23 protein-coding genes and 1 tRNA gene are annotated in these 25,963 nt (G+C 44.5%); 6 read left to right on the forward strand and 18 right to left on the reverse strand.

Annotated features, from left to right (window positions below):
- Positions 1-11: 11 nt before the first annotated feature.
- The 13 genes from MKHDV_RS07360 to MKHDV_RS07420 form a co-directional block, all read right to left on the reverse strand.
- Positions 12-953, reverse strand: coding sequence for a hypothetical protein (locus MKHDV_RS07360; protein WP_160713795.1), 942 nt, complete (start codon positions 951-953; stop codon positions 12-14).
- 19 nt (positions 954-972) lie between these two features.
- A complete protein-coding gene (locus tag MKHDV_RS07365; protein ID WP_160713797.1) occupies positions 973-1,191 on the reverse strand; it encodes a hypothetical protein in 219 nt (72 codons plus the stop codon).
- Positions 1,192-1,324: 133 nt separating this feature from the next.
- Positions 1,325-1,609 carry a type VI secretion system PAAR protein gene (locus tag MKHDV_RS07370; RefSeq protein ID WP_160713799.1) on the reverse strand — a complete coding sequence of 95 codons (285 nt, stop codon included), beginning with the start codon at positions 1,607-1,609 and terminating at the stop codon, positions 1,325-1,327.
- A gap of 18 nt (positions 1,610-1,627) precedes the next feature.
- The gene (locus tag MKHDV_RS07375; protein ID WP_160713801.1) at positions 1,628-1,954 is read right to left on the reverse strand and encodes a hypothetical protein; all 327 of its coding nucleotides are present in this window, start codon (positions 1,952-1,954) and stop codon (positions 1,628-1,630) included.
- Positions 1,905-2,630, reverse strand: coding sequence for a hypothetical protein (locus tag MKHDV_RS07380; RefSeq protein ID WP_160713803.1), 726 nt, complete (start codon positions 2,628-2,630; stop codon positions 1,905-1,907). The genes MKHDV_RS07375 and MKHDV_RS07380 overlap by 50 nt, the downstream gene beginning before the upstream one ends.
- A gap of 43 nt (positions 2,631-2,673) precedes the next feature.
- Positions 2,674-3,564 (reverse strand): hypothetical protein, encoded by an 891-nt coding sequence (locus tag MKHDV_RS07385; protein ID WP_216846884.1) that lies wholly within the window; start codon positions 3,562-3,564, stop codon positions 2,674-2,676.
- Between the two features lie 13 nt (positions 3,565-3,577).
- Complete coding sequence (locus MKHDV_RS07390; RefSeq protein WP_160713807.1) at positions 3,578-5,113, reverse strand: hypothetical protein; 1,536 nt, start codon at positions 5,111-5,113, stop codon at positions 3,578-3,580.
- A gap of 9 nt (positions 5,114-5,122) precedes the next feature.
- Positions 5,123-5,938 carry a DUF4123 domain-containing protein gene (locus MKHDV_RS07395; RefSeq protein ID WP_160713809.1) on the reverse strand — a complete coding sequence of 272 codons (816 nt, stop codon included), beginning with the start codon at positions 5,936-5,938 and terminating at the stop codon, positions 5,123-5,125.
- A complete protein-coding gene (tssI, locus tag MKHDV_RS07400) occupies positions 5,931-7,901 on the reverse strand; it encodes a type VI secretion system tip protein VgrG (RefSeq protein ID WP_160713811.1) in 1,971 nt (656 codons plus the stop codon). The genes MKHDV_RS07395 and tssI overlap by 8 nt, the downstream gene beginning before the upstream one ends.
- Positions 7,902-8,021: 120 nt before the next feature.
- A complete protein-coding gene (locus MKHDV_RS07405; protein ID WP_160713813.1) occupies positions 8,022-8,537 on the reverse strand; it encodes an Hcp family type VI secretion system effector in 516 nt (171 codons plus the stop codon).
- A gap of 382 nt (positions 8,538-8,919) precedes the next feature.
- Positions 8,920-9,006, reverse strand: a tRNA-Leu gene (locus MKHDV_RS07410).
- An 83-nt stretch (positions 9,007-9,089) separates the two neighbouring features.
- Positions 9,090-9,455, reverse strand: a complete 366-nt coding sequence (locus MKHDV_RS07415) for a hypothetical protein (RefSeq protein ID WP_160713815.1) — start codon at positions 9,453-9,455, stop codon at positions 9,090-9,092.
- Positions 9,456-9,635: 180 nt separating this feature from the next.
- On the reverse strand, positions 9,636-12,902 hold the full coding sequence (locus MKHDV_RS07420) for a methyl-accepting chemotaxis protein (protein ID WP_160713817.1): 3,267 nt from the start codon (positions 12,900-12,902) through the stop codon (positions 9,636-9,638).
- A gap of 302 nt (positions 12,903-13,204) precedes the next feature.
- Between MKHDV_RS07420 and MKHDV_RS07425 the strand changes: the two genes are divergently transcribed.
- The 6 genes from MKHDV_RS07425 to hisG all read left to right on the forward strand — a co-directional run bounded on the left by MKHDV_RS07425 (position 13,205) and on the right by hisG (position 21,207).
- On the forward strand, positions 13,205-14,518 hold the full coding sequence (locus tag MKHDV_RS07425; RefSeq protein ID WP_160713819.1) for an alkaline phosphatase family protein: 1,314 nt from the start codon (positions 13,205-13,207) through the stop codon (positions 14,516-14,518).
- A gap of 536 nt (positions 14,519-15,054) precedes the next feature.
- Complete coding sequence (locus tag MKHDV_RS07430) at positions 15,055-17,205, forward strand: ATP-dependent helicase (protein ID WP_160713820.1); 2,151 nt, start codon at positions 15,055-15,057, stop codon at positions 17,203-17,205.
- An 86-nt stretch (positions 17,206-17,291) separates the two neighbouring features.
- Positions 17,292-18,299: a thiamine-phosphate kinase gene (gene thiL / locus MKHDV_RS07435; protein ID WP_160713821.1), complete on the forward strand. Its 1,008-nt coding sequence runs from the start codon at positions 17,292-17,294 to the stop codon at positions 18,297-18,299.
- Positions 18,300-18,513: 214 nt separating this feature from the next.
- Positions 18,514-19,497 (forward strand): tRNA (N6-threonylcarbamoyladenosine(37)-N6)-methyltransferase TrmO, encoded by a 984-nt coding sequence (gene tsaA / locus MKHDV_RS07440; RefSeq protein WP_160713823.1) that lies wholly within the window; start codon positions 18,514-18,516, stop codon positions 19,495-19,497.
- Positions 19,498-19,939: 442 nt separating this feature from the next.
- The gene (gene hisI, locus MKHDV_RS07445; RefSeq protein ID WP_160713825.1) at positions 19,940-20,323 is read left to right on the forward strand and encodes a phosphoribosyl-AMP cyclohydrolase; all 384 of its coding nucleotides are present in this window, start codon (positions 19,940-19,942) and stop codon (positions 20,321-20,323) included.
- Positions 20,323-21,207: an ATP phosphoribosyltransferase gene (hisG, locus tag MKHDV_RS07450; RefSeq protein ID WP_160713827.1), complete on the forward strand. Its 885-nt coding sequence runs from the start codon at positions 20,323-20,325 to the stop codon at positions 21,205-21,207. Before hisI ends, hisG begins: the two co-directional genes overlap by 1 nt.
- Before the next feature lie 214 nt (positions 21,208-21,421).
- Here hisG and fliW read toward each other — a convergent pair whose 3' ends face one another.
- From fliW to MKHDV_RS07475, 5 genes are all read right to left on the reverse strand, one after another.
- Complete coding sequence (gene fliW / locus MKHDV_RS07455) at positions 21,422-21,871, reverse strand: flagellar assembly protein FliW (RefSeq protein ID WP_160713829.1); 450 nt, start codon at positions 21,869-21,871, stop codon at positions 21,422-21,424.
- Positions 21,850-22,086 (reverse strand): carbon storage regulator CsrA, encoded by a 237-nt coding sequence (csrA, locus tag MKHDV_RS07460; RefSeq protein WP_066854570.1) that lies wholly within the window; start codon positions 22,084-22,086, stop codon positions 21,850-21,852. Before csrA ends, fliW begins: the two co-directional genes overlap by 22 nt.
- A gap of 95 nt (positions 22,087-22,181) precedes the next feature.
- Positions 22,182-24,272, reverse strand: coding sequence for a hypothetical protein (locus tag MKHDV_RS07465; protein ID WP_160713831.1), 2,091 nt, complete (start codon positions 24,270-24,272; stop codon positions 22,182-22,184).
- Positions 24,273-24,737, reverse strand: coding sequence for a flagellar protein FlgN (locus MKHDV_RS07470; protein ID WP_160713833.1), 465 nt, complete (start codon positions 24,735-24,737; stop codon positions 24,273-24,275). It lies immediately after the preceding gene.
- A 10-nt stretch (positions 24,738-24,747) separates the two neighbouring features.
- On the reverse strand, positions 24,748-25,962 hold the full coding sequence (locus MKHDV_RS07475) for a peptidoglycan DD-metalloendopeptidase family protein (protein WP_254060428.1): 1,215 nt from the start codon (positions 25,960-25,962) through the stop codon (positions 24,748-24,750).
- Between the last annotated feature and the right edge of the window lies 1 nt (position 25,963).

Genomic DNA, 25,963 nt, shown 5'->3' on the forward strand with positions numbered 1-25,963 from the left:
TGTCTCCTTTTCTATCTGGCCACAACGAGTTTGCCGTCTATGAGTGAAAAATAGCAGTTGTAGTAGTATACCTCTCCATCTGGTCGTCTGTAATTAAGCGGAGGGAGATCATATTGATCGACAAGTCTTGCCAGCCTACCACCTTTATAGAGCTTTAATTTATAGTCGCTCCAATTTGTTGTGGGCACACTAGAGACACCTTTGGAGAATTCATCTGGGAAATCTGTGGTTTCAAAATAAAATTCAGGGTCTAGGAGATCTGCCACTGCTCGTTCTTGCATGGCTAGCCAGATTGCTTTTTTAAAAGAGTCGTAGTCATTGTTTTTGAACATTAACCCCAGCTTTATGTAGGCGTCCTGCAATTTCGCATAAGTTTTAGAAGAGTCTTGCAAAGAGGTTGCCTTCGTCCAAGCCCATTCTGGAAGACTCTGCAGTGTAATTTCGCGAGTCATAATGAAGTCTACTTCATTTTCTTTTAGGTACTTCCCTTCTCGCACAGGTGAAGTTTTATATTTTTGGGGGTATTCCTCAGAGGTTCTGCTGGTTGGATACCCATTTTTATCCAAACTAGCTGTAATACCAGTTAATTCAATGGATTTATCTGGAAAATTTGCAGAAAGTTGAATTTTACAGGATGCTTCCTTATTGTTTTCAAATGGAGTGAAAAGAATACTAATTTCATTTTTACCATTTTCTAAAAAAGCTGACGCCAAAAGGCTTGTATTAATTGTCCCAAAATCATGAGCCAAGTTATCAATTATGGGGATTCCATTAACTGTAACTTCACAAAAGGCTGAATGGGTTTCAAATGATAAAATATATTTAGCAGTCACCATATCCGGGGTAATAGTTGGAGCTACTGTTTCCATCTGATACTCTTTTGGATCTGTCTTACAGCTAACAAGAAAAAACACCGTAACTAGCAATAATAAAATCTTCCCAGTTTTTTTCATTCTACGTGCCTCCTAAACACTATAAAGCCAGCAGGCGATTCGGGTCATTCCAATACTCTTTATCAAAAGTTACTGGAGTTGAGTTAGGTAAAAAATGTACTCGACCCTGTGGAAATACTTTATAGATTTGCCATCGCTCATTTTTTGTGGTGCTAAATTCCGATATTTTTTTTGCCCATTTGCATTTCGTTTTTCTTTCTAACTTTTTAGGCTTGGCAACTCTTTTATTACCCGCCATGGCTCCATCCACCTTTAAATTTACCTCAGCCCTCATCTCTTTATAGAATAAAACTAATCCTAACAGCCTGCTTTATAGGGCTAATAAAAAAAGCAGCCTTTGCTAGCTGCTCTTTTAAGACATAAAATTTTACTTATCCAATGGTCACCGTCCCACCGCCGACTAGGACACCGCCGCAATTGACAGGGTCTCCGGATCGTGTGGCGGGTTTTCCATCAAAGAAAACTGTACCGGAACCTGCCGCAATGGCACGCCCGTGCTTGGGTGAATTAGGCTTGTCATGTGGTTCCAAAGGATCTCCCACTCGCGCTGCAGGCTTTCCATCAATGGTTACCGTTGGAGAAGCTGCAATAATGGGTGTTGGCGGATAGCCATCATGGCCCGTACCTATGTCATCCAGCTTTGCTGCATTACCCATGAGGTGTCTCCATGCTTTTTATCGAGCTATTACAAATTGTTGACCATCAAATCTGAAACGAGGACGATACCCAATATAATCAGAGTCATCACCATTTTTAATAAAATGAATAAGGGGTACACCATCACTAAAAAGCTCAACAATTTTTCTGTTAAAGGAGTAATAGTATCGAACATTATCAAATGAAAGAGGTGCTAACGATAGTTCTGGATTTTTCAAAAGCTCTTCAAAATCTAATGATTCAAGAATGACCTCTGGAGATGTCCCACCTGCTTCTGCACTTTCAAAGAGAAATTCATGGTGCAATTCTTTCAATTTTTTTAAAATCTTTTCGATTAAATGCATCCCAAAGCTCTTTATATGCGGAAAATAACGGTGTGCTTCGCTGTTCGGAAAGCGAGGAGGAGTACCCATCTTTTTTTGATAAAACAGGAGAGTCGACCCAGTTCCAGCGACTGTAGTCTTGTGTTATATCAAAAAACTGCTCCAAGTGATAAACAATCCGACTTGGGTCTTCTCTAAGTTGCACATTCGTTTCCTTTACAATAGATCCAAAATCTGTGTTAAATTCTGATGTCATCTTTATTGCTTGCATTGATGAATTAAACTTAACATCATCAGTTGGGTAATAGTTAACTCCTCCAAATATTTTTGTTTCATGGGTGACACGGTTTCTCCCTGCAAGGGAAACCTTACAAAAACTATCAGGAACAAATTGGCCGTTACCGTTAAAAGGAGCAACAAAAACGTGTAACTCATTGTTAGTAGGTCTCAAGTACTCTCCTATGGAAAGCTCCATCTGAAAAGAATCATCCGAACTATCGCTTATTATATGAACGCCATTGATTTTGACTGTCATCTTACAGTTGCTTTTTTCAATTATCAGGTCATACGATATCTTTTGTGGAGTAAATTCTTTAGCGCGTCCCATAATTGCTATTCCAATAAAAAAAGAAATAAGTAATAAGAAAACAAAATTATTTCGTGTAAATATTCTTCGTAATGTTAATTTAAATTTCATATCTATGTCTCATTAATTGATAATTGTATGTATTTGGTGGGGATTAGCGAGAGATAATAAATTTTTCATCGACAAGCCTAAAGTGAGGTACATATGATATGTAATCCGTTTCATCGCCATTCCGAATAAAACGGATTAATCCTCCCGCATTAGTTAATGTGACAAGTTTTTTGTCCAATGAATACGAATAGCACAAATCGCTAAAAGACAACGTCCCTAACGAGAGCTCTGGATCGTTAAAAAAAGAAGAAAAACTTAAAGATTCGAAGTAATCGTTAGGTGATATTCCACTTGCTTCTGCGGATTCAACAGAAAACTCTTCATGTAGCTTTTCAAGCCAATCCAAATCTTTTTTATTAAAGGCATTCCACAACTGCTCATAACTATCAAACAATGCTGTCCGTAATTTATACGGAAGGGGGCTACTGTCACCATTTTGCCTAGAAAGTTCCAGAGAATTAGCCCAATTCCAGACTTTGTACTCTGAATTAATATCGAACCCTTGAACCGCGATGTAGTGATTAGAATCATCATTAAAAACAATATCCGTAGCGTTTCTTGGCTTTCCAAGATGCTGATTTATTAATGGCAATTGCTTGATAGCTGTTAATGAAGCGTTACGCTGATGATCTCTAGTTGGGAAATAATGAATTCCAGCAAATGCACTAAGCTGCTCTGTTTCAAAGCGATCTCTGGCAGCAAGTGTTACCTTACAGTAGCAAGAATCATCGACAAATTCAGTCGCTCCTTCGATGGGATACATAACTAATCGTAATACATTATTTGTTGGCTTAAGATATTCACCCACGCCTATAAGACAGTAAATAGGACCATCCTCATCACAGCGAATGACACAAAAACCATTAATATAAATTTCAAACGCAACATTATTTGTATCAACATCAATACGATAATCGAGTTTTTGTAGAGTCATCAGTCTTGAATCCTTAAGCATCAATAATGTAGTGAGGTGGATTATCACTTTTTTCTGCCCAAACAACGTCAGCTGTTAGGAATTCATACCCTACATCACCAGAAACAGTCTCACTCGCGAGCTCTTCTGAAAGATCTTCTTCAGACTTTTTGCTTGTGGTATATTTCCCAGCTTTAACACGAATAGAAAAATGAGAACGTATGCCTTCATGATTGAACACGACACCAACACCTTTTTCATCAAAAACCAAACTACTTTTGACTGCTGTTTTTGTGTTTGCCTCGGCCATCAATTGTCCTTTTACACATAATATTTTCACACCTGCTTCTACCCCAGCTCTTATTTGCAGGCTGAGCTTGCTTCCCATCTCTCCCTTAAACTCTTCTTCATTATTTTTACTGACTAGAGTCCCTTCACCATTAATCACTTCCCCCGTTAATACAACATCAATATAAAATAACCCGTACATGTCATTTTTTCTTGCGCCGCGCTCAACTCTTTCCTTCATCTCTTGTAACTGATCCCTTAATTCTTTCCATGCCTTGCCCCCTGCGGGACTTCCTAAGAGAGTAATTAAGACACCAATAACATCTATAACAATCTCAGCACCGATAAGAGGAGCCATTTTTAACGCATAATTATACTCAAAATAAGGAGCATCATTTTGACATTTTAATTCCTTGAATCCTGACAGCTCAAGCTGAGGTGGAATTATTGTGAGCTTTTTTATTAGCCCGCCCTCATTCTTATTCCCACCCAGTACATGGTTTCCTATTTTTTTAAAGAGTTCAGAAGTCTTATGTGTAAGAGATTTTTTATGTTTAAGCCTTGAATCAGATTGTACCAACGTACAATCACTTTTTTTTGTTTTATCTCCAATGGAAACTGTACTTTCGAATACTACATTAAAATCTTCTGGATAAATCTCTTTCCCAATATCTTTCCATTTCTTCTTATTGGCTTTTTTCTGTAACTTAAGAGCATCTTCTCTACTATATTCATGTCTCTTCTTTATTCTTCCATTTGCCTCTGCATTTACCTTGCTTCCAAGTGTAATTTTTCCATCCAACTTGTACTTAGGGTACATCTTAAGAGTAGTTGTCTGAACAGTGCCAGAACAGTCAGTTGTTGTTGAAATAAATTCTTTTGGTAATATTTTTTCAGGAGATCTCTCTAAGGCTAGCTGTAGCCATTCCCATGGATCTAGCTCTCTTAAAAATTTTTCCCCATCGTATGACAGTTTATATGTCTCAGACAACTTAGCTGGAGTAAGCCGAGCAAGCTCCGTATCCCCCTCTTTATCATTTTTTTCTAAAATAATAGTCTCAGGACAATTCGCTAATACACAAACTCCGTTGGGAATAAGTACTGATGTTATGGAAACTTTTTCATTATCTAGAAAAGTAAGTTCTTTGTTAGCACCAGAGCTGTTCGGATAATCAATATTTGCCCCCTCAGGAAAACCCGACATTGTATACCCAGCTGTACAATGGGGTGGCTGATGACATGCAAAACACATTATTTCATTACTTTTTTCTTTTTCTGCCATAACGGTTGTCTATAATCCTATTAGTGACTGACATGCTTTCCCAGCTCGAACCCATCCGACAGTGCCGTCGTCCTCCGCTAGATCAAAAAAAGAACGAGGGATCTCATCAAAATCATAATATTCTTTTTCAATCAAACAGAGTGAGGTTTCCCTAACGGTCTTAGGCAAAGTGATATCCTGACTTTTAAAGTAGTCGAATAAACGGTGAGCATACTCTAGAAAATTAACATGAGGAACAGCTGCAGATGATGATGCCGCGTCCTCCATCAGTTGTGCCAATTTAATTACAAAATTCCTTTCGAACTCTTGGTTCATTATTTCAACCTGTTCTTCTGTAAGAGTAAGGGTTGAAACCGTTGACTGAGCATCCTGCGGATACTGTGCTCGTCGTTCAGCAAAGGTCTCAGCACGCTCGTTCCCTTCAAAGGAAATACCTATTTTTTCGATAGGTCCCATGAAAGAATGTAGCTCCCAATCGGTAAGGGCAGACGTTAATAGCCAAAGATTCCTTGGATCATAGAATCTAAAAAATACAGGCTTGTCACTGTCTGGCAGTAATACATATAAGTACTTACGTAAGTGACTACGGATGCTCTTCAAATCAGCATCAGTCGTGATATAGATACCCCATGGGGTTTCTCGGGTATTAAGCCATTCTTGAACTTCTTCTGTTACAAGAACAACATAAGGAGCAATATCAACTAAGTTCGGTTGCACTGGCGGGGCATAAAGGCACACAGCTGGTGGATCGAGTTCTGCGAGCATAGGCATCAGCTCTTCTTCCGATGCCCCATCGATTATTGCATATAATTTTTCGTTACTCACAATCCCCCTCCAATGGACAATGTTTTACAAACATGCTGCCTTCTCCTGCTGCGCTTTTCAGGATTTCAGGATTCGCTGGTAATGCAAGACTCCCCGCGCCCCCTCCAGAGTTCAAATTGATTGCTGCACCTTTAATATCAACACCACCCGGATGAATAACCACAAAGCTTCCGCCAACTTTTAACGTGATTTTTGTGTCACTCTGGAAGGTCATTTCACCATCAATTTTAACTCCGAGTGCGCCCTTAATATGCTGGGACTTATCACCCTTAACAGTTAACCCGCTATCACCCTCAATAAGTTCAATATAATTTCCGGTTGTCTTGTGGTCTTGTTTACCATCGACCGTAACTTTCCTATCTTTAGCAACAACCAAATTTTCATTATTCCCCACACTTGTGGATCTATCGAAATCGACACGCTCGTTTTTTGAGTTAAGAACTTTTATATCCATGTTCTTTTGCGCATGAATGAATATTTCTTCTTTATCGGCCTCATCTTCAAAGCGAAGTTCGTTAAATCCTTCGCCCTTATGGGTGTCAGTTCTCAGAACCGTCATAGTTTTATGAGCCGGAAGAGGATACGGTGACTTGTTTCGTGCGTGGTAAGTACGGCCAGTAATAATTGGTTGATCGGGGTCACCTTCTAAGAAACTAACGATAACTTCGTGTCCAATACGAGGGATTGCAACTATACCGTACTGTCCACCTGCCCATCCTTGGGAGACTCGAATCCAACAACTGCATGTTTCGTCGCTATTCGTATTATATCTATCCCATGGAAAATAAACCTTTACGCGGCCATGTTCATCACAAAAAATTTCCTCGCCTTCAGGGCCTACAACAGTGGCTATCTGCGGCCCGTCTACGCGAGGTTTTGGGTTTGGCGTTGGTTTCCACTGACGATGATCTGGAATCACTACAAACTCATTATTATATGTTGTAGAACCCGATGTTCCGGCTTCTTCAAGAGCTTGAGGCTGAGTTCCAAAGTGGGAAACGCCAATAGTAAACCAATCGCGGTTACAAGAGTCGCTGGGGTGTTCTTTTAAGGAAAACTTAAAGCCAGAAATGAGCTCAGGGTAATTGCTTAACCCTTTAGCTGTAAGTGCTTCACTGCGAAGAGACTCAAGCCTGAATTGAGTAAATTTTTGTCCAAGGCTGTCTTCTTTGAATCGGCCTGGATAGTCATAATGTTCGTATGTCGAACGCTGAAAGTCTAACTCGCTCCCAAAAAAGTCGTGTTGAAGACTATTTCTCGGGTTTAAAAAACTGTAGTCTTTCAACTCTGCAGAGGAAGAACAAATTTTAGCTTGCTGCGTGAAACCTCTGACAAATGCACCTGTACTCATACCGCCAGATTGAGTGTTATACTCCAATTCGTTGGGCAACATCGGCGCTTGTTTGGTGTCGTCAGAAAAGATTATGATGTGAGAACTTTCAGAATGCTCAAAGTAGTAATACATTCCTTCTTCTGCTGCTAACCGCTGAACAAATTCGAGGTCAGATTCTCGATATTGCACGCAGTAATCACGGACTTTCGGTTCTTTCGTGAGACCAAAGGCAAGTTCCTGTATTCCCATTTCTTGTAAAATGAGCTGAATAATTTCTTGAGCAGGCTGCTGCTGAAACATTCTTGTATTTTGGCGTAAAGCTAGACGGGCTATAGATGGCACCAACGTGACTTCATACATGGTATGATGATGCCCAGTGTCGCCCTGACGGAATTCGCTGATAATGCCGTGCCGCACCTGCACCATCTTACCGTTAATCCATATTCTCAAGATACCAAATCTATCCACTGTTTGCGTAGGAACAATATCTTCTAGCCGACTGGCAAGTTTAAGATGGAAATGGAACGGAGAAGAAAGAGTTTCCATTCCAGAAAACTCTAAAACACTGAACGTATCGTCCGCCAGCCCATCAACCTGAAAAGTGAATTGCAATCCGGTATTTATCGCCATGTGTGTACTCTTTTCTCTAAGGTTTCTAAATCTATGGGGCGAACAACCACGACCCGTTTACAGTAAGACCCGCACAATCATAGAGAATGTGCGGGTCTGTATAATTCGTATTCGATAAAATTATGCTACAGGAGCACGCCAGTCATCAGAACCAGAAGTTCCAGCAACGGTGTGTTCCCAGTCAATTTTACGGTAAGCGAGAGCTACATTAATAAGCTGTGTAAATTCTTTACTCTGCGCATCCTGACAATGTGGCATGTCGAAGTTAACATCCACGATTGTTGCGTCGGTGAGCGTGGTGGTGAAGAAGTGCTCCTGCTTACCTTCAATGGAAGTGCGGTACCATTTCAGAGTAACAGTCGGAAGCATTTCGCCGGAAGCAAGGGCGTTGTACATAAGCGGAACAGCTTTGTTGAGTGCTACAGTAAAGCGGAAAGGCTTATGCATACGCTGACCGGAAGGCTGACCGGACTGAGGATCGGTAGGAACAGTAACAATGTGTTTGAATTCCTGCACGAGCATTTCATCTTCATGACCTTCTACGTAGATGTTACCTACGGAGTCAGCAGTAAAAGCGCCTGCAGTAATGTTGCCCTGAGTTTTACCTTCGATAGCGATATAACAAGGAGTTGGCATAATATTTCCTTTTAAAAAAAGTTTTAGAATTACGCCTTCTCTATCAAGTTATGTGCCAAAGTATATTTTGGCTCTATTGCTCTCTTTCAAAAGGAAACAAAAAGAGATGAGCAACTTGTTGCCAAAAAAATAGGCAACTTATTGCCACATAAGCAACTTGTTGCCTATTTTAGTAATAACACTACCTTCATTTATTATGTCCTTCCAAAATTATGAGCCTGTAAATCAAGAATATCTGTGCCGTTAGGTACTATTCAGCGAATATTTAAAGAAGATATCTTTTTGCAAAAATGGGGACAAAGTGGAGATGATTTAACTGAAGGCATAAAAAAAAGCGTTCACAACAATTTATAAAAATCGTTGTAAACGCTTAATTTTCTTTTGGTACCCGGGGCCGGAATTGAACCGGCACGGCCGTGAGGCCGAGAGATTTTAAGTCTCTTGTGTCTACCTATTCCACCACCCGGGCACAGAAAAGGTGAGCACTTCTATACCGCTAAAGGCGATATCGTCAACCTCATTCATGCACTTTTTTTATTTTTTTTTCGTAAGCTATGCGCATGTTCCAGATGAAATATCAATTCCAGACTCTTTCCATGTCCCTTTTTCAAACTGGTAGAGATGGGATATTTCAAGATTCTTCTGGATGGCAAACAAACGAGCTAATGTCTGAACAGGAAAAAATGGAACAACAGCATCGCAGATAGTATGCAACACCCCTTCATCATAGTCAGTTAGAACAAATTGAATTCGCAACCCATCATCAAGACCAAAAAAGTCTATATGATCTGCTCCGCATACGTGCAGAGTGTCCGCGAGCTTTTCTTTAAGCTCATCCTCACACTCTATAAGTTCAGCATAACTCAGATCCGGATTGTATTGAACATAACCTAAAACTTCGCAATCAAATGTTGCCATCAATGACTCCTGCTTTATGAAATATCAAAACTATACAAGCCATCACATGAACGTTATGTCAACAGCATATATAACATTTACACAACAACGTACACTTTTTTGAATACTAAGTATTGTTGGCTGCACATAAAAAAGCTCTGTTCTCTCAACGAGAACAGAGCTTTTTCATTCATATACTAATTAACGCATTTCACTAATCAAACTATTCAACCGTTCTGCAAGGCTGGCAAGCTCTGTGACTGCACTTGTTGACTGCACCATTGCCTGAGATGTTTCAAATGAGATTTTATTAATCTCTTCGGTTGCGCGGGAAACCTCTTCAGCCGCAGCGGACTGTTCTTCTGCAGCTGTCGCAATAACTCGAACCTGATCGGCAGAATCATTCGCGTAGGAAAGAATACTGCCAAGCAGTTCACCTGAACGATGAGCCTGCGCGGTGCTTCTTTCAACAGCTTCTACAGTACGCTGCGCCTCTTCCATATTCTGCTGTGTAACCTGCTGGATAGACGTAATCGCCGCACCAACCTGATCCGTTGCATTCATGGTGTTTTCAGCAAGCTTTCTCACTTCATCAGCAACCACGGCAAAGCCACGCCCTGCATCACCTGCACGGGCAGCTTCAATTGCTGCGTTCAGTGCAAGCAGGTTGGTCTGATCCGCAATGTCATTGATGACATTCATTACTTCACCAATAGAAGCAACCTGCCCTGTCAGCTCTTCCATACTTACAGTCAACTGGTGAGAGATTGTATCAACAGCGCCGATAGTCGCTAGAACTTCCTGCACTGCTTCCGCGCCGTCCTGCGCTGTCGCACGGGTCTGTTCAGAGTTTTCCGCAGCATGTGATGCATTTTGAGCCACTTCAAGCACTGTCGCATTCATTTCTTCCATAGAAGTGGCGGTTTCCGATGCGCGTTCACGCTGGATGTCCGCCCCTTTGCTGGATTGTTCAATCTGTGCAGACAGCTCCTCCGCTGCGGAAGAAAGCTGGCTGCTGATATCTACTGCGTTCTCTGCGAGATCACGCATTTTGCGTTGCGCTTTTGTAATATCAGTCTGATCCACAATAATCTTGAGTGCACCGACAACTTCGCTTTCAACACGGATAGGAATAGCAGAGAAGATTGCGTGAGAACCTTCACCGTTGATCAACAGATCCGCCTCTGAAGCCTCTTCAACCCCACTCTCAATGGTTCGGTCACAAACACAGCGATCTGTACGGCAATCTGTGGAATTAAGCGTATCGAAACACTTGTTCCCTGCAACACGTTCTGGGACAACTCCTGCCCCGACATGCGTACCAAACTTGTTCATGAACAATATATTCGAGTTTGTATCAACAGACATCAGTACCATCGGCATAACATCAAGGAACTCCACAAACACATCACACAAGGCGTTAGTGTTATGAATAAGCTCTTCATACCCGCCTTTAAATTGTGTGGCGTCTCCACGCTCCCGTAGATTACCATGACTGATTGCCGCACTCACAGCTTCCACTGTTCCGGTTACTTCACGTAACGTATGAGGGATTGCCTGTGCTGCCGCAGCAAGCTGTCCGAGTTCATCATTTTGATTAATACTCAATGATGCATCAAAATTGCCGCGGGCAATCTGTTTTGAAAATTCAACAACACGTCCTAACGGTCGAGTAATGCTGATCGCAATCAAATATGCAAACACAGCAACAATCAAACCGATTACTAACGAAACAATCCAAACATTTTTCTTCAGTAGTGCAACAGGCGTAGTGACTTCCGCTTGATCAATCTCAGCGATAAGTGCCCATGTAGAAGAACCGAACTCGACAGGAGTATACGCAGAAAGCACCGTTGACCCTTTGTAGCCAACAATCTCTTTCGTACCGCTCTTGCCGGACAAGGCGAGCTTAGTCGCTTCAGTATCCACACCGTTCTTTTTAACAGATCCAGCAAAAGAAGCCGCTACGTTTCGCGTGTCAGGATCAAGAAAAGTTCGGGAGCGCATTTTGTTATCGCTACCCACAATATAACACTGGCCTGTTTTTCCCATGCCAGCGCGTTGCTTCATAATTTTATTGATGGAATCAAGAGACATCTGAAGTCCGACAATGAACTGCACTTCACCATCTTTCACGACAGGCTGCGCAAGGAACGCATACGGCAGTCCATTACTCGGCCCATACGGGGCAAAGTCACTGATGGCTGTCTGACCGGTTTCCAGTACTTTTTTGAACACTTCACCAAATTTACTGTTGGAGAATTCACCGGTTTTAATATTGGTGTGATAATCTGCTTCGCGTAAGACGCTATAAAAAATATAGCCGTCTTTCTGAACAAGGAATAGATCTGCGAAGCCACTCTCAGCTGCAAAATCTTTTAGCAAACTAGAGCCATCAGCACTTTCGTTTGCCAAAACTTCTTCAAGATTTGTTTTGATAACAAGTGCCCATTTCACACCGGTTATTAGCAGCGGCTTTACAAGCACCATGCAAAGAGTACCAACGCTATCCACATACAAGCCTTCTAGGGGTTCGCCTGTTTCTTTTACCGTGTTGAGATAATCTGTAGAAACTTCCTTTCCAATACCAAACTCGCCATCGCCCATGGTAAAAAGCGTACTACGTAAGGTAGGTATCTTACCTTCAAGCGAAATAAAGTATGCTTCACCAGTCTCACCAAGACCGGTTCTGTCCTGTGCGATATGGTTCATTGCAGAATCGGGGATAGCTGCCGCAATATAACCACTCAGGTTACTTCGGGCATCAATAAGGCGGGTAATGACGAACGCCATAGGCGCGCCATCAGCAGGGGCATACGCTTCAAAATCTGCTAATTTGCTGCGATGAGACTGTGTGCTGATATCCTGAAACGCCTTGCCGAGTGCTGTGCTTTTCAGCTTACCTGTTGCAAGGCTTTCACCAAGGTCACTCCCCTTCTTAGAAGAATAGACAATCTCACCAGCTTCACTAATCAGCAGAACATCTTCCCAGCCATTCTTTCTGCACAAGTTGCGTATCCGCCAACCTGATGACATGTCCAGCTTGCTCCAGTCCTGAGAATCTCTGGAACCAGTATTAGAAAGCTGAGTAAACGAGTATGCAATTCTGTTTAAATCAGAATCACGACCAAGCATTGTAATCTTAGAGAACTGTTCTATAAAATATCTTTCTATTTCTTTGGCTCTCTGGCTTTCAATAATATGCATCTTATCAGAAGCAGAATCTTCTAAGTGACTAACAGTGCCTACAAGACCACGTAATGCACTTTTCCAATCTTCTTGAATTTCAAAAACGTTTAGCTTTTTTGATTCTTTAACCGTTTCCAGCTGTGCATAAGCCTGTTGCATTAATGCATCGGATGCGCTGTTACTAGATATCCACCCTATAACAACGAGTGGGAGAAGACCCACTGCGAGGAAATAACCAATTAATTTTGGTTTCATTGAAATGTTAGACAATAGTTTCATGTCACCCCCCGAGGTTCTGTAAAAGAATGTGTCAAAAAGCGTAATAGTTGTATCGGCGCAATAATTGTAAAATTAAACTTTTACTTAGTGTTACATTATTACACGAGTACATTACTTTTTAATTTAAAAGCAACGTGCGATTCTGCACAGCCAATACTGACACCTATATTCATTCTCAAATATTCCACTTCAACTGTGACAACACCTCTCAACACCCTCTTCTCACAAGCAGCTTCTACAAATGCTACTCTGCAATCGTTATCTTCTAGCCCTGTGCATAGCCATCTGGTAAACACCTGCACATGTCATCGATAGAAAAAAATACCAACGCCAACGGAAAGCTTGTTGTTCTCGGGTTAGACGGTCTTCCACTGTCTCTAGCTAAACGCCTCGCTGCTTCAGGCCGATTCCCTGCCCTTGCACGGCTTACTGCAAGCGCAACAGAAATGCAGGCCGAGCTACCGGAACTCTCACCCGTAAACTGGACAAGCTTTTACACAGCAGCAGACCCCGGAGAACACGGAGTCTACGGATTTACCAGAATCCACAGCCGAGACTACACCATGGGGCTCTGCAACTTTGAGCAACCACAGCATCCGACTATCTTTGATAGGCTTGCAGAAAAAGGACTCCGCACGCGTAGTATTAACCTACCGAACACATATCCGGCGCGCCCAATCAAAGGGATGCTTATTTCAGGCTTTGTCGCGGATGAACTGTCACAAGCGGTTTACCCAAAATTTTTGCTCAACATGCTCGGCTCAGATTTTTTGCTCGAAGCAGACACAACAACAGGTGCTACTGACCCAGCGTTCCTGCTTGATCAACTACGCAAAACACTCACAGCAAGAAAACACGCCTTTTCTCTACTATGGAAAGACGGCGCATGGGATCTTTTCATATTTGTGCTCACAGAAACAGACCGCCTCTTCCATTTTCTCTACGATGCAGTGGAAGAAGCAGATCACCCGTGGCACAAAGAGTGCCTAGGCTTACTGGAAGAATGGGATGCTCTGATTGGTGAATTTCTCGATGCCTACGACACACTGCCAGAGCCAAAACGGCTCATGTCACTAGCAGACCACGGCTTTACGCGGCTCATCACAGAAGTTGACGTTAACGCCTTACTGCGACAAATGGAGCTATTCAAAACGCATTTGCCACCAGAGGCATGCAGCGAGCTTGATCCTCAACAGATATCTGCGCACTGCAAAGCTTTTGCACTTGACCCGGGGCGTATTTACATCCACGCTGCCAGTCGATTTGCGAACGGCAGTGTTGCGGATTCAGACGTTTTTGCGCTAGAACAACACATCACAGAACGTCTCATGTCCGTGACCTACAACGGTCAGCCTGTGTTCAAGAAAATTCACAAAGGGCGCGAGCTCTATACCGGTAAAATGGCACAGTTTGCGCCTAACCTCGTATGTGAGTCCGTCGCTGGATTTGATCTCAAAGCCAAATTCAACAGACGCGAACCATTTGGATTTTTTGGACGTACCGGAACGCACACAGTGCAAGACACCTTCTTTTATGATAGCCAAAACGCACAGCCTCAACGCGTGCGAGATGTTGGCACTGAAATTTTACGACATTTTCAGCTTACTGAAAGGTAACAACTTTGATGCTTCTTTTGTTTTTGTGAGATGCTGAGCAGCTAGATGCCTTCGGCGAACCTACGGTGTTTGCCTCCGGCGGCTTAAGAACCCTGTTACACTGTCGCTATCTGTAATCTCTTATTCTTCGAGAACAGCTACCGCTTTGAAAAAGGGCTTCTTAAGAATCTCCTAAAACTTTTATCTGCGAGATTCGCCCGTTTTTTATGCAGCCTCGCGGCTTTTGCACCACCACCTTTTAGTTAACAAAAACATATTGTTATCAAACCTTCAGCCTCTCTAGTCTACAAGTTAGATTTTTAAGAAGGGGGCTGAAGGAGCTTCCCGTTACAACACTTCTGCCGTTCTTGAACAATACAAGTAGCGTGCAAAGGCGATTGAACAACGGAGTCTCATAATCGGCAAAGCCAAAAAAATTTTCATACGCTCTCGGCGCCCTTACCTTTTTCAGGAGGGGGAGTGCAGAGGGGGAACCTCGTTTTTTTGAAAAACGGGGTTCCCCCTCTGCCCGCCGGAGGCATAAAAAAAAGACCATCATGATCGATTACAAAAATGAATTGAACCCTGCCCAGTACGATGCGGCAACCACACTTGAAGGCCCTATGCTTGTTATTGCGGGCGCCGGTTCCGGCAAAACCCGTACGCTTGTGTACCGTCTTGCAAACATGATCGAGCAAGGCGTATCGCCTCACGAGATCTTACTGCTCACCTTTACCCGCAAAGCCTCGCAAGAGATGCTGCATCGCGCCACAGAATTGCTTGGACACTCTGTCGGCAACATTACCGGCGGCACTTTCCATGCTTTCGCGTACTCTGTTCTGCGTCAGAATCCTCCGGCAGAATATCAGGGATCGCTTTCCATTATGGATTCTGCGGACGCTAGTGGTGCGCTTAAATACTGCAAAGATATGCTTGCAGTAGGCAAAGGCGACAAGTCATTCCCTAAGATCAAGACTGTTATGGGAATGCTCTCCAAGAGCCGTAACAAGGAAATTGAACTACACGACATCCTGCGCCGTGAAGCATTTCACCTTGCTGCATACCGTGACGACATTGCCAGCATTGGCTCAGAGTACGAACAGTACAAGTCACAGCATGGTCTACTCGATTATGATGATCTGCTTTTCAAACTTGAACAGCTTCTTACCGTGAATAAAGATGTCCGCGAATACTACCAGAAGCGCTTCAAGTACATAATGGTAGACGAATATCAGGATACCAACCTCGTTCAGGCACGCATTGTTCGCCTCCTCGCAGGCGGTCACGGTAACATTATGGCTGTTGGCGATGATGCGCAGTCTATTTATGCATTCCGTGGCGCAAACGTGCAGAACATCCTTGATTTTCCAAAGCTGTTCAAAGGCTGCAACATGGTTAAGCTGGAAGAAAACTACCGTTCCATCCAGCCTATTCTCGATTTAACCAACGCCATTCTTGCAGATGCACCGCAGGCATTCCAAAAAAATCTGTTCTCAAACAAAAAAGATGGAAGAAAGCCGGAAGTGCTTATTCCTCTTTCTGACCTGACACAGGCTAAAATGGTTGTGGATAAAATCGGCAAGCTTCGCAAGAAGTACCAGAACAAGGAAATTGCAGTCTTGTTCCGCGCTGGCTACCAGTCCTACCATGTGGAAGTTCAGCTCAATAAACTAGGCTTGAAATTCCGTAAATTCGGTGGACTAAAATACTCCGATGCTGCGCACGTTAAGGACATCATGAGCTACGTACGTCTGCTCATGAACCCTCTCGACTTACCAGCATTCCAGCGCCTTACTGCCAACATCAAGGGCGTAGGCCCAAAGACTTCTATTCGAATTTATGAAGCTACACAGGCTGAAGATCCGAGCAAACTGAAAAAAGCGCTCGTACGCTACCCCGATCTACGCGAAGACCTCGACCTGATCGATTCCTTACGCCGTCAACGCCTTGAGCCTGTTGAGCTACTTGAAGAAGTGCTTGAACATTACAAGCCGAAGCTCAAGCTTATCTATCCAGATGACTATCCACGTCGTGAACATGGTCTTGAACAGCTTGTGCAGATTGCGTCCGGCTATTCAGACATCGACCTCTTCTTATCCGATATGTCTCTGGAAGATCCGACACAGAAGAAGGAAGACGAGGATCAAGATATCATCACCCTGTCCACAATCCATTCAGCAAAAGGTTTGGAATGGGACGCAGTACTCATTATCGATTTGGTAGAAGATCGCTTCCCATCTCGTCATGCGGTACAAAAAGCCGACGAGTTCGAAGAAGAACGTCGCCTCATGTACGTTGCATGTACCCGCGCACGTAAATATCTCGGGCTGTTTGTTCCTTCTTCACTCTACGCACGTGGAACAGGTGGTAACGAGCCTGCAATCCCAAGTCCGTTTGTACGTGACATCCCAGCGTCCCTCTACGAAGAATGGCGCGAAAACTACGCAGGTACCGTAACGCAAACAGCACGCCCAACAAGTGCTGCGCCTCACCGTTCCCCACAAAAAAGTGGCTCAAGTGCACCAAAGCCATCGGCTGGCACTGCATCAAGCAGCGGACTCGGCGGCATTAAATTAGGGTACTGCGCACACAAAATATTCGGTCGTGGCAAAATTATTCAGCATGTGCCACCGGACAAGTTCCGTGTAAACTTCCCCGGCTTCGGACTTAAGGTCATTATGGAAGCTTATTTAGTTATGGAAGACTAATCCAATATCCATGACGAAATCTGACAAACACGCTATCTTTACGGTCTGCGAGACTTTGTCAGGCGCCAACACTCAGGAGCTTTTCCATGACGCATAAAAAACTATCTTCCGAAGTTGCTTTTCTAGATTGCATTGACCGACATTTTCCAAACAGCCATGCGCACCTCATCATAGGACGCGGTGACGACTGCGCTGTTCTTTCATGCCCTGAACGCATTTGTTTATCTTCAGACCTGTTTCTTGAAGATATCCATTTCCGTGAGCAATATTTTTCCCCCGCCGACATCGGCTATAAAGCGCTCGCGGTCAGCCTTAGTGATATTGCTGCATCCGGCGCAACACCGCTTGGGTTCTCTCTCGATCTTATGATTCCCGAAGGTCGGAACCAGATTTACTGGGATGAATTCTTCGGCGGTATGGCAAGTCTTGCCAAACAGCACAATGTGCCCCTCGCGGGTGGCGACCTGTCAAAATCGCCTATTTTAGGAACATCCGTAACCATCTGGGGCGCACCAACTCGCACCGCAGGCGGAACTCCGGTATTCCTCAACCGCACAGGCTGTTCAGAAGGAGACATCATTTTCCTCATCGGACCACTCGGACTTGCTCGAACAGGGTTATCCGCGCTTGAGGCCATCGGTCGTAATGCCGTGGATGAATACCCCACAGCTACCAACGCACATCTGCGACCAATACCGCAAATTGAAACCGGACAAATTCTGTCTGCCTACAGCGGTGTAACGCTCATGGATTTATCCGACGGGCTCGCACGCGATATTCCGCGGCTCCTCGGAGAAAAGACCAAAGCATCAGCAGACAAACCGTCAGCGAAAGGTGCCAGCATCAATATTACAACCGACATGCTGCACGCAGAACAAATATCCTACGCGCTGGAAAAAGATATCAATCCAATCTTCGAAGCATTTAAAGGTGGCGAAGATTATGCGCTGCTTGGAACATGCCCTGCTTCCATATTTGCAAAACTAGGTGTAAAACTTCCTCAAATACAAAAACTTGGTGCCGTAACCAACAATGGAAAAATTGTTCTGAATGGACAAGAGGTCACTGAGCATGGGTTTGATCATTTCGCGTAGCGATTTTCTTTTGACGGTTTGTGCCTTTGGCAGGTCTGCGACGCTTTTTTATTGAGTGTTTATGCCTCAGGGATAGCCCCTCCACCCCACAAGAGGTACGACCTCTTGACTGCGTATATGTGCAGGAGAGACGTTGTCCGTAGACGATGCTCACTCTATTTAGCGCGAAATCTGGAACCGGATGCCTAATTATTTCGTTTGATAGGAAAGTACCATGACAGCTGAAGTTCAATTTATCGGTAGAGTTCGTACTCAATTTGATGACCTGAAAGAGTGTCCGAAACAGGGCAATGAAGGCGGTAAAGAAGCGTGGGTTGAAGTATCGCCGGAATTTGCTGAAGGCTTAGCCAATCTATGTGTTGGGCAAAGCATTGATCTGCTCACATGGTTTCATAAGGCGAAAAGAGACACTATGGCGGTTCATCCTCGTGGGGACAGATCCCGTCCTAAACGTGGTGTCTTTGCGACGCGTTCACCTTCCCGTCCGAATCCTATCGGCGTTCACACCGTAACAATTCTTGAAATTGCAGAGAATAAATTACGAGTTGAGCCGCTTGAAGCGTTGGACAAAACTCCGCTTATCGACATCAAAAAGACACCTACGCCCGATAATTTAATTACACCCGTCGGTATTCGATACGCAGACATCACCGAAATCACAAAAGTTTGCCACAGAGCATGGACTCGTCGACTTTTTTCAGGATTCAACGGTAATGCGTCAATTCGCCTTGGTGATGCTTGTCTAATGACAGCAACAGGCTCCGCCAAAGGATGCCTTGAACCAAAAGATTTTGTTCTTGTAGAAATTTCCAGCGGTAAAATTCTGGCAGGCAGCAAACCTTCATCCGAAGGCGAAATGCATCTTGAGATTTATCGCAATCAGCCTAAGGCGCGTGCAATTTTACATACACATCCACCAAAAATTCTTGGACTGGGTGTGCTTGTTGAACCCGCTAACATGCTGAAGCTTCCGATTTTTGAAACAGACTTGATTGGCTCCCGTATGACAACGGCACCTGCGTTTGAACCGGGTACCGTAGAGCTTGCAAAAGCAACGGGAAAAGCCGCCATGACACACGATGCTGTGTACATGGAAAAACACGGACTTGTTTGCTGGGCAGACACACTAGGCCATGCTCTTTCCCTCAGCGAAGAGCTGGAACACCTTGCCTCTATCCACGTGGACGTAGTCCGCTAACTACATATAAATTTTACCTGATTATCTTGTCCGTTTGCAGAGATATTCACATACTGCATGCTTCAAAAAAGCTTAGTTATCACCCAAAATAAACATAACGCCTAAAAATTATATTTATCCGCCCCAAAAAATACCCCACTAAAAGGGTCAAGGGGGCGACCCCCTTGCGGGTGCAGGGCAGAGCCCTTGCCCGTCGGAGGCCCGCCGGAGGCAAAAACTTAGAAAAAGCGTCGCAGACTCGCCAAAGGCACCCCACTGATAAGTGCCGCCGGAGGCTCATCGAAGCGTAACGCTGGCTCAAAACATAAAAAAAAGCGGCGCAGCCCGCATGTTTTGTACCCTCTGGGTGTTGCCACCCGTTAAATTATTAGTTAGGCATACAATTTACAAATTTGGAAATCTTTCTCGAAACATTATAACTAAGACTACCAAAGGGATTTAAATGACAGACTTTACCCCTGACTTTGCGAAAACAGGTGGTCTTGTTCCCGCTATCGCTCAAGACACAGCGACTGGCGAAGTGCTCATGATGGCCTATATGAATGAAGAAGCTTGGAACAAGACTCTTGAGACGGGCGAAGCCCATTACTTTAGCCGAAGCCGCAGTGCGCTTTGGCATAAAGGCAAAACGTCAGGACATACCCAGCATATCAAGGCCGTGCGCCTTGACTGCGACAGCGATACAATTCTGCTGATCGTAGAGCAAAAAGGCGGCGCGGCCTGCCATAAAGGGTATAAAAGCTGTTTTTATCGTGAACGTAACAAAGAAGGCGACATTACAATCTGCTCGCCGTTAGTTTTCGACCCTAAGGAGGTCTACTCATAATGTCTTCTACCAATCCGATTATCAAACTTGGTCTGCCTAAAGGCTCTCTTGAAAAACCAACCCTCAGCCTCTTCGAGCGTTCCGGTTGGAAAATTCACCAGCACAACAGAAACTACTTTCCAGAGATCAATGATCCGGAAATCACCGCGCGTCTTTGCCGTGTACAGGAAATCCCTTCATACATTGAAGACGGCATCCTTGATGTCGGCCTTACAGGTAAAGATTGGCTGCTGGAAACTGGTGCTGAAGTAAAAGTTGTATCAGACCTTATCTACTCCAAAGTTTCCAACCGTCCTGCCCGCTGGGTTCTGGCTGTTGCTGGTGACTCTCCGTACAAACGCCCGGAAGATCTTGCTGGCAAACGCATTGCAACCGAGCTGCTTGGCGTGACTAAGAAATATTTTGAAGATGCTAACATCGACGTTGATGTTCAGTACTCATGGGGTGCAACAGAAGCTAAAGTTGTTGAAGGACTTGCTGATGCGATTGTGGAAGTAACCGAAACAGGTACTACCATTCGCGCTCACGGCCTGCGTATTATCGCAGAAGTTCTCGTAACTAACACCCAGCTTGTTACAAGCGAAGCTGCATGGGCTGATCCTGAAAAACGCCGCAAAATCGAACAGATTGATCTGCTGCTTCAGGGCGCACTTCGTGCAGAGTCCCTCGTTGGTCTTAAAATGAACGTACCAAGCGATAGACTTCCTGAAATCCTCAACGAAATTCCATCGTTGAACTCTCCTACTATTGCAGAGCTCACAGATACTACATGGCACTCCGTTGAGATTGTTGTAAACCAGAGCATTGTTCGTGACCTTATTCCGCGTCTGAAAGCAGAAGGCGCAGAAGGTATTATCGAATACGCACTGAACAAAGTTATCTAGTTTTTGTTGAGCTGGCTGGCCTCAGGCTGAAGTCTTTAGTTTCTGGCTGACAATTTGGTTTCTGATCCAATTGTCCAGTACTACGAACTAATTTCTTTGAATCCTGACCGTCGCTACCTCAATCTGAAGAATTAGAAGAGCACGCAAAAAGGGTGAGTTGATTACAATCAACTCACCCTTTTTTATTTGCATCCTATTTTCGCAACAGCGAAAATTATTTGCTCTCTATATTTAAATAGAGCTGGGTAGGCACGTTTTTATCAGTCAACGGCGTCTGCACACCACGACGACTTTTTCTGTTTACCAGAATCGGGCCTGTAAGGTTTAAAGCTGTATTTTCTGGTCTTCCATGCGGAATGGTCACTGTTACCAACACGGCGACATCGGAGGGATCTTCAACCTGTAAGGTTTCTTCATCCACCGAATTAATGATGACAGGGTAGTCATCAATAAAGCTGTATGGGTCCGCCACAAGAAAACCCAGACTCGGAGCATCCATACTTTGCAGAACAAGAAATGGAGAGGCATCGCGAAGCTGAAGCAACGTAAAGTTGTGATGATCCTCGAAACCCAACAGTCCACGTGGGAACTCAATGACTTTATCTATTGAGACACTCTGTGTACCTATTCGGGTTTCGATTACTATTTCTTTTTGCTTTTCCATAATTCTGTAGCCATTAAAAAGTCTGTGTCGAGCGTTTCACTTGCCTGACGGTTCTGTTCTTTAATTCGCAGGTAAACTTCTTCGCGGTATACTGGCATCCCATCCGGTATATCCAACCCAATTTTTACCTGCTTTCCTTGTACACTGAGGACTGTGACCTTTATGTTGTCCCCTATGCACAAGCTCTCCCCCGCGCGTCGGGTCAGGATAAGCATAGGCGTCACTACTCTTGCTGAGGTTTATGACAAAAACCTGCTGTCGCAGGAACAACTGCGACAAGCGGCATCCGCCATTTCACAGTGTTTTTCTGTTAATTCGGCATACCCGCGATAACCTGCATCATGTCTTCCGCAGATGTAATAAGCTTCGCTGCCGCCTTGTATGAATGCTGGAATTTCGTCATTTCGGAAATATCAGCATCAAAGTTGTTGCCATGTATTGTGGCATTCTGACGAGAAAGGTCAAGTAGCAGTGCTTCATTAAATTGCGTTTTGTATAATGCTTTTGTTGCATCGTCTTTTGCCTGTGCACTCAAAGTGGAGTAATAGTCCCGTACACTCACGGTTTTAGTTGCTTCACCCGGAGTGTTGAAAGAAAACGATGTGTCTTTCAATGCAGCAATAGATTTTGCAGTATCGCCACTTTCAGTTGCAACAGAGCCAGCATTGTTTACTACCCCTGCGTTAATAGCGACGGCGTTTTCACTGACGCGTTCGTGCACGTTCATATCGTTTGCTGAGGTTCCAGCAAAAAATGTGTTCATACCTAACGCAGAAAACAAACCGGAACTATCTTCACCAAAAGAAAGTGTATGGTCCTCAGCAGCGGTTATTTGCAGTGCATTGTTTTCAATGCTTGCAGTACCAAACTGTCCAAGGGAACTATTGATAGCATCACGCACGTTGTTCAAAGAATGAACTGCCGGATTAAAATCACGAACGTACGGCGCAACGCCGGAAAAATCGACAATACCGTAGGCTGTAGTTGGCGCAGGTTTGCCTGTTTCTGCATTAGAAGCAAACAGCGTCATTTTACCGGTAGATACTGTGTCGCCTGTAGCGAGACCGGAGCCATTGCTTGAAAGCGGAGCATCCGGATTTACCACTGCGTTTGTGGCAGAAATTTCTGTCTGAGGAACAACAGACGCGCCCTGCGCGTGCAGTTTGTTCACTTCAGTAATGATGGTAGAGGCAAGACCATCAAGCTTCTCTGTGTAGTTTCCAAGCTTATTGTCACGCAGCTGCATGAGGCCGGCAATTTGCCCGCCGGTAATACGCAGTTCGTTGTCACTACCGTCAAAGAAGCTCTGCGGTGTAAGGTTTACACGTCCGTGCGGCGTAAAACCTGTCACATGCTGCTTAGGAATAATGGAGAAAGTGTCTCCTGATGCAAGCATCCCTGAATTAGAGTTAAAACGAACATCCAGATTCTGTACGGAAGGCGCTGTTCCATTGGACGCTACCGCGAATTGAATATCGTTTCCTTCCGCATCGGAAAGCCATGAGCGTTTGCCATCTAAAGAAGCCCTGAAGCGCACTTCGCCTGTCCCTACAGCGCCACCTTGAGTTACTTCCAGAATAACCTCACGTGAGGAATTTCCGGAAAAACTTACGGTACCGTCAAAGGTGGAAGCCGGAGTAAGGCGCGGCGTCAAAGAAGGTTCACTCAGCTGCAATGTATATGCTGAAGTAGAGTCCACCAATGTGAAGCCGGAGCGGGTTGAAACCTGCATCTGCTCACGGGTGTTTACGCTGGTTTCTATATCCAGCTTTTCAGAAATGGCATGTACAATTGCATTACGTTCATGAATCAAATCACTACGGGCACCAACACCTTCCGGTGCGGCGAGCCGTGCATTCACATCCACCAACGCTTGTAATTTATCGTTCAGTTCAACCAGAGACTCATGAGTAGCTTCTGAAAGTGCTTTTGATGTAGAATCAAGCATATTACGCTGTTCGCGAAGCATCTGAGACATTGAGTCTGCACTGGCGAGAACTTCCTGTCTGGCTGCTTCGTCCTGCGGGTTCTGGCTTAATGTTTTCCAGTTATCAAAGAAGCGGCTGATATTGTCCTGAGACCCGAGTGCATCTTCTGTGGCAAACATAGAATCAACAGTAAGCAGCATATCCCGCTGACTGTCCCAGCGTGCAAAATCTGAGGTACGGGCAACAGTTTGCTGCTCTACCTGTTCCACAAACCGAGATACTACCTCGTTACCAGTCGTACTGATATTCATAAGACCCGGTAAGTAATAAATACCGGAGGTCTTGCCAGACTGGTCTGGAGGCACAACTGTTCCTGAATTGCGTACAGGAATGTTGCTATCAGTAGTATTGAGTTCCTTAGGAGGAGTATAGACGGAATTACCGCCTAAATTGAGTAACGAGGTTATAGCCATTTACAGTCTCCCGTGTATCAGTACGGCCTCCGGACGACTTTGCGTGTATGCACCGGTTCTTCCGTAGGTAGCGTTGTTGCGAGGTTGAATTTGACTTTGCAAATGATTGAGCAGAGCCTGACTCTGATCATGCAGCGCAAGTGCCAGTTCTGCGTTCATAGAAGCCTGACGGGAACAACGTTTTTCTAAAACATCTATGCGGCCAAGCAATCCATTGAGTTCTGCCTGTTCTTCTTCTGCAAGGATCTGGAGTACGTCAGCAAGACGTTGTCCGCCTAAAGAAGCTTTCAAATCTGTCCGTTCATTTGCAATTTGGCGCATGAGTTCATGAATTGAGAACTCTATTCCGGTAATTGATTCCGGTTTGCGCTCGCGTAACTCGGCAAACTCTTCCGTAAGTAATGTCTCAAGCACCTCAAGTGCTTTTTCTTGACGATGTAAATTCTGGTAGGTTTCTGTATACATGGTATGTCCTTTACGTTACCCGACCGATGGGAAGCCCCGCCATTAGGCGAGATCTGATCTGTTGAGGGTTCCATGCAAGTTCGCCTTGTCGCACTTCAAAGTGCAAATGCGGCCCTGTGGAGCGCCCTGTACTACCTACTTCAGCAATTTTCCTGCCAGCCGCGATCTTTTCGCCAACTTCAACGTTCAAATTACTGTTGTGACCGTAGTAGCTTCGCCATCCGTTAGGGTGTTCCAGAACTACCAATTTGCCGTATCCTTTCTTTTCACCGGAATAGATGACTTTGCCATCCCATGCTGCGGCAACAGAATCACCAGTTTTACCAGCGATATCAACGCCACTGTGCCATGCTTTTTTCCCGGTAAACGGATCTTTTCTCCATCCAAAGTTGGAAGAAATAGGTCCGGGAAGCGGCCAATTAATTGTCGCCATATCCGGGGAAGGCTCAAGCGGCCCGCCCATTCCCATAACTTGTGACACTGCGTTTGAAGCATCAAGAGTCGTCGGGTTTGTTAATTCTTCTTCAACGGCAAGCTGTTGCGCCGCTGGCGTTGCCATTGCCTGATTTACAGGCTCAGTTTCCGGAGGATCTGCCAGAATCCGATCCGGATCAGAGATGTAATCCATCACAAGCTGGCGTTCCAGCTCATCCACGTTCTCCACAACATCTTTGTCAGTCATAGCCTGCAAATTCGTGTTGATTACGCGGGTAACCGTGGTGTCCGTTTCCATTTCCTGTTCTCCCATCGGGGAATACAGATCTTCTGGAGTTTGAACGGCTGCCAACTTTGCAGACGAAGAAAGGTCTTTTACTTTAGTGAACACATCTGTTGAAGAAAGATCACGGACTGCAGCAACACTGCCGCCCTTGCTGTTGGTGTCGCGGCTGGCGTCGCCAAGTTTGTCTGAAAGCTGCTTATAGAGCATGTCAGATAACCCAATGCCGCCGGATTTGGACATCTTCACAGACAATTCCTGATCAAACATCCCCTGCCACACCTTCTCCTCACGACTCTTGAACATACCGCTTTTCGGAATCGTGTTTCGCATCTGCTGCCACATTTTTTGAATAAAAATGGCTTCAAATCCTTCCACAGCTTCACGCAGCTTTGCATCACCAGCTTCGCCGCCCTTTTGCAGGGCGGTAAGCTGTTTTGTTTGTGCTTTAAGCTTTTGCGCCCCAAGTGAGGCATTCAGCAATTCAGAATCTACAGGAGCTACCATC

This window comes from Halodesulfovibrio sp. MK-HDV (genome assembly GCF_009914765.1).
Taxonomy (GTDB): Bacteria; Desulfobacterota; Desulfovibrionia; order Desulfovibrionales; family Desulfovibrionaceae; genus Halodesulfovibrio.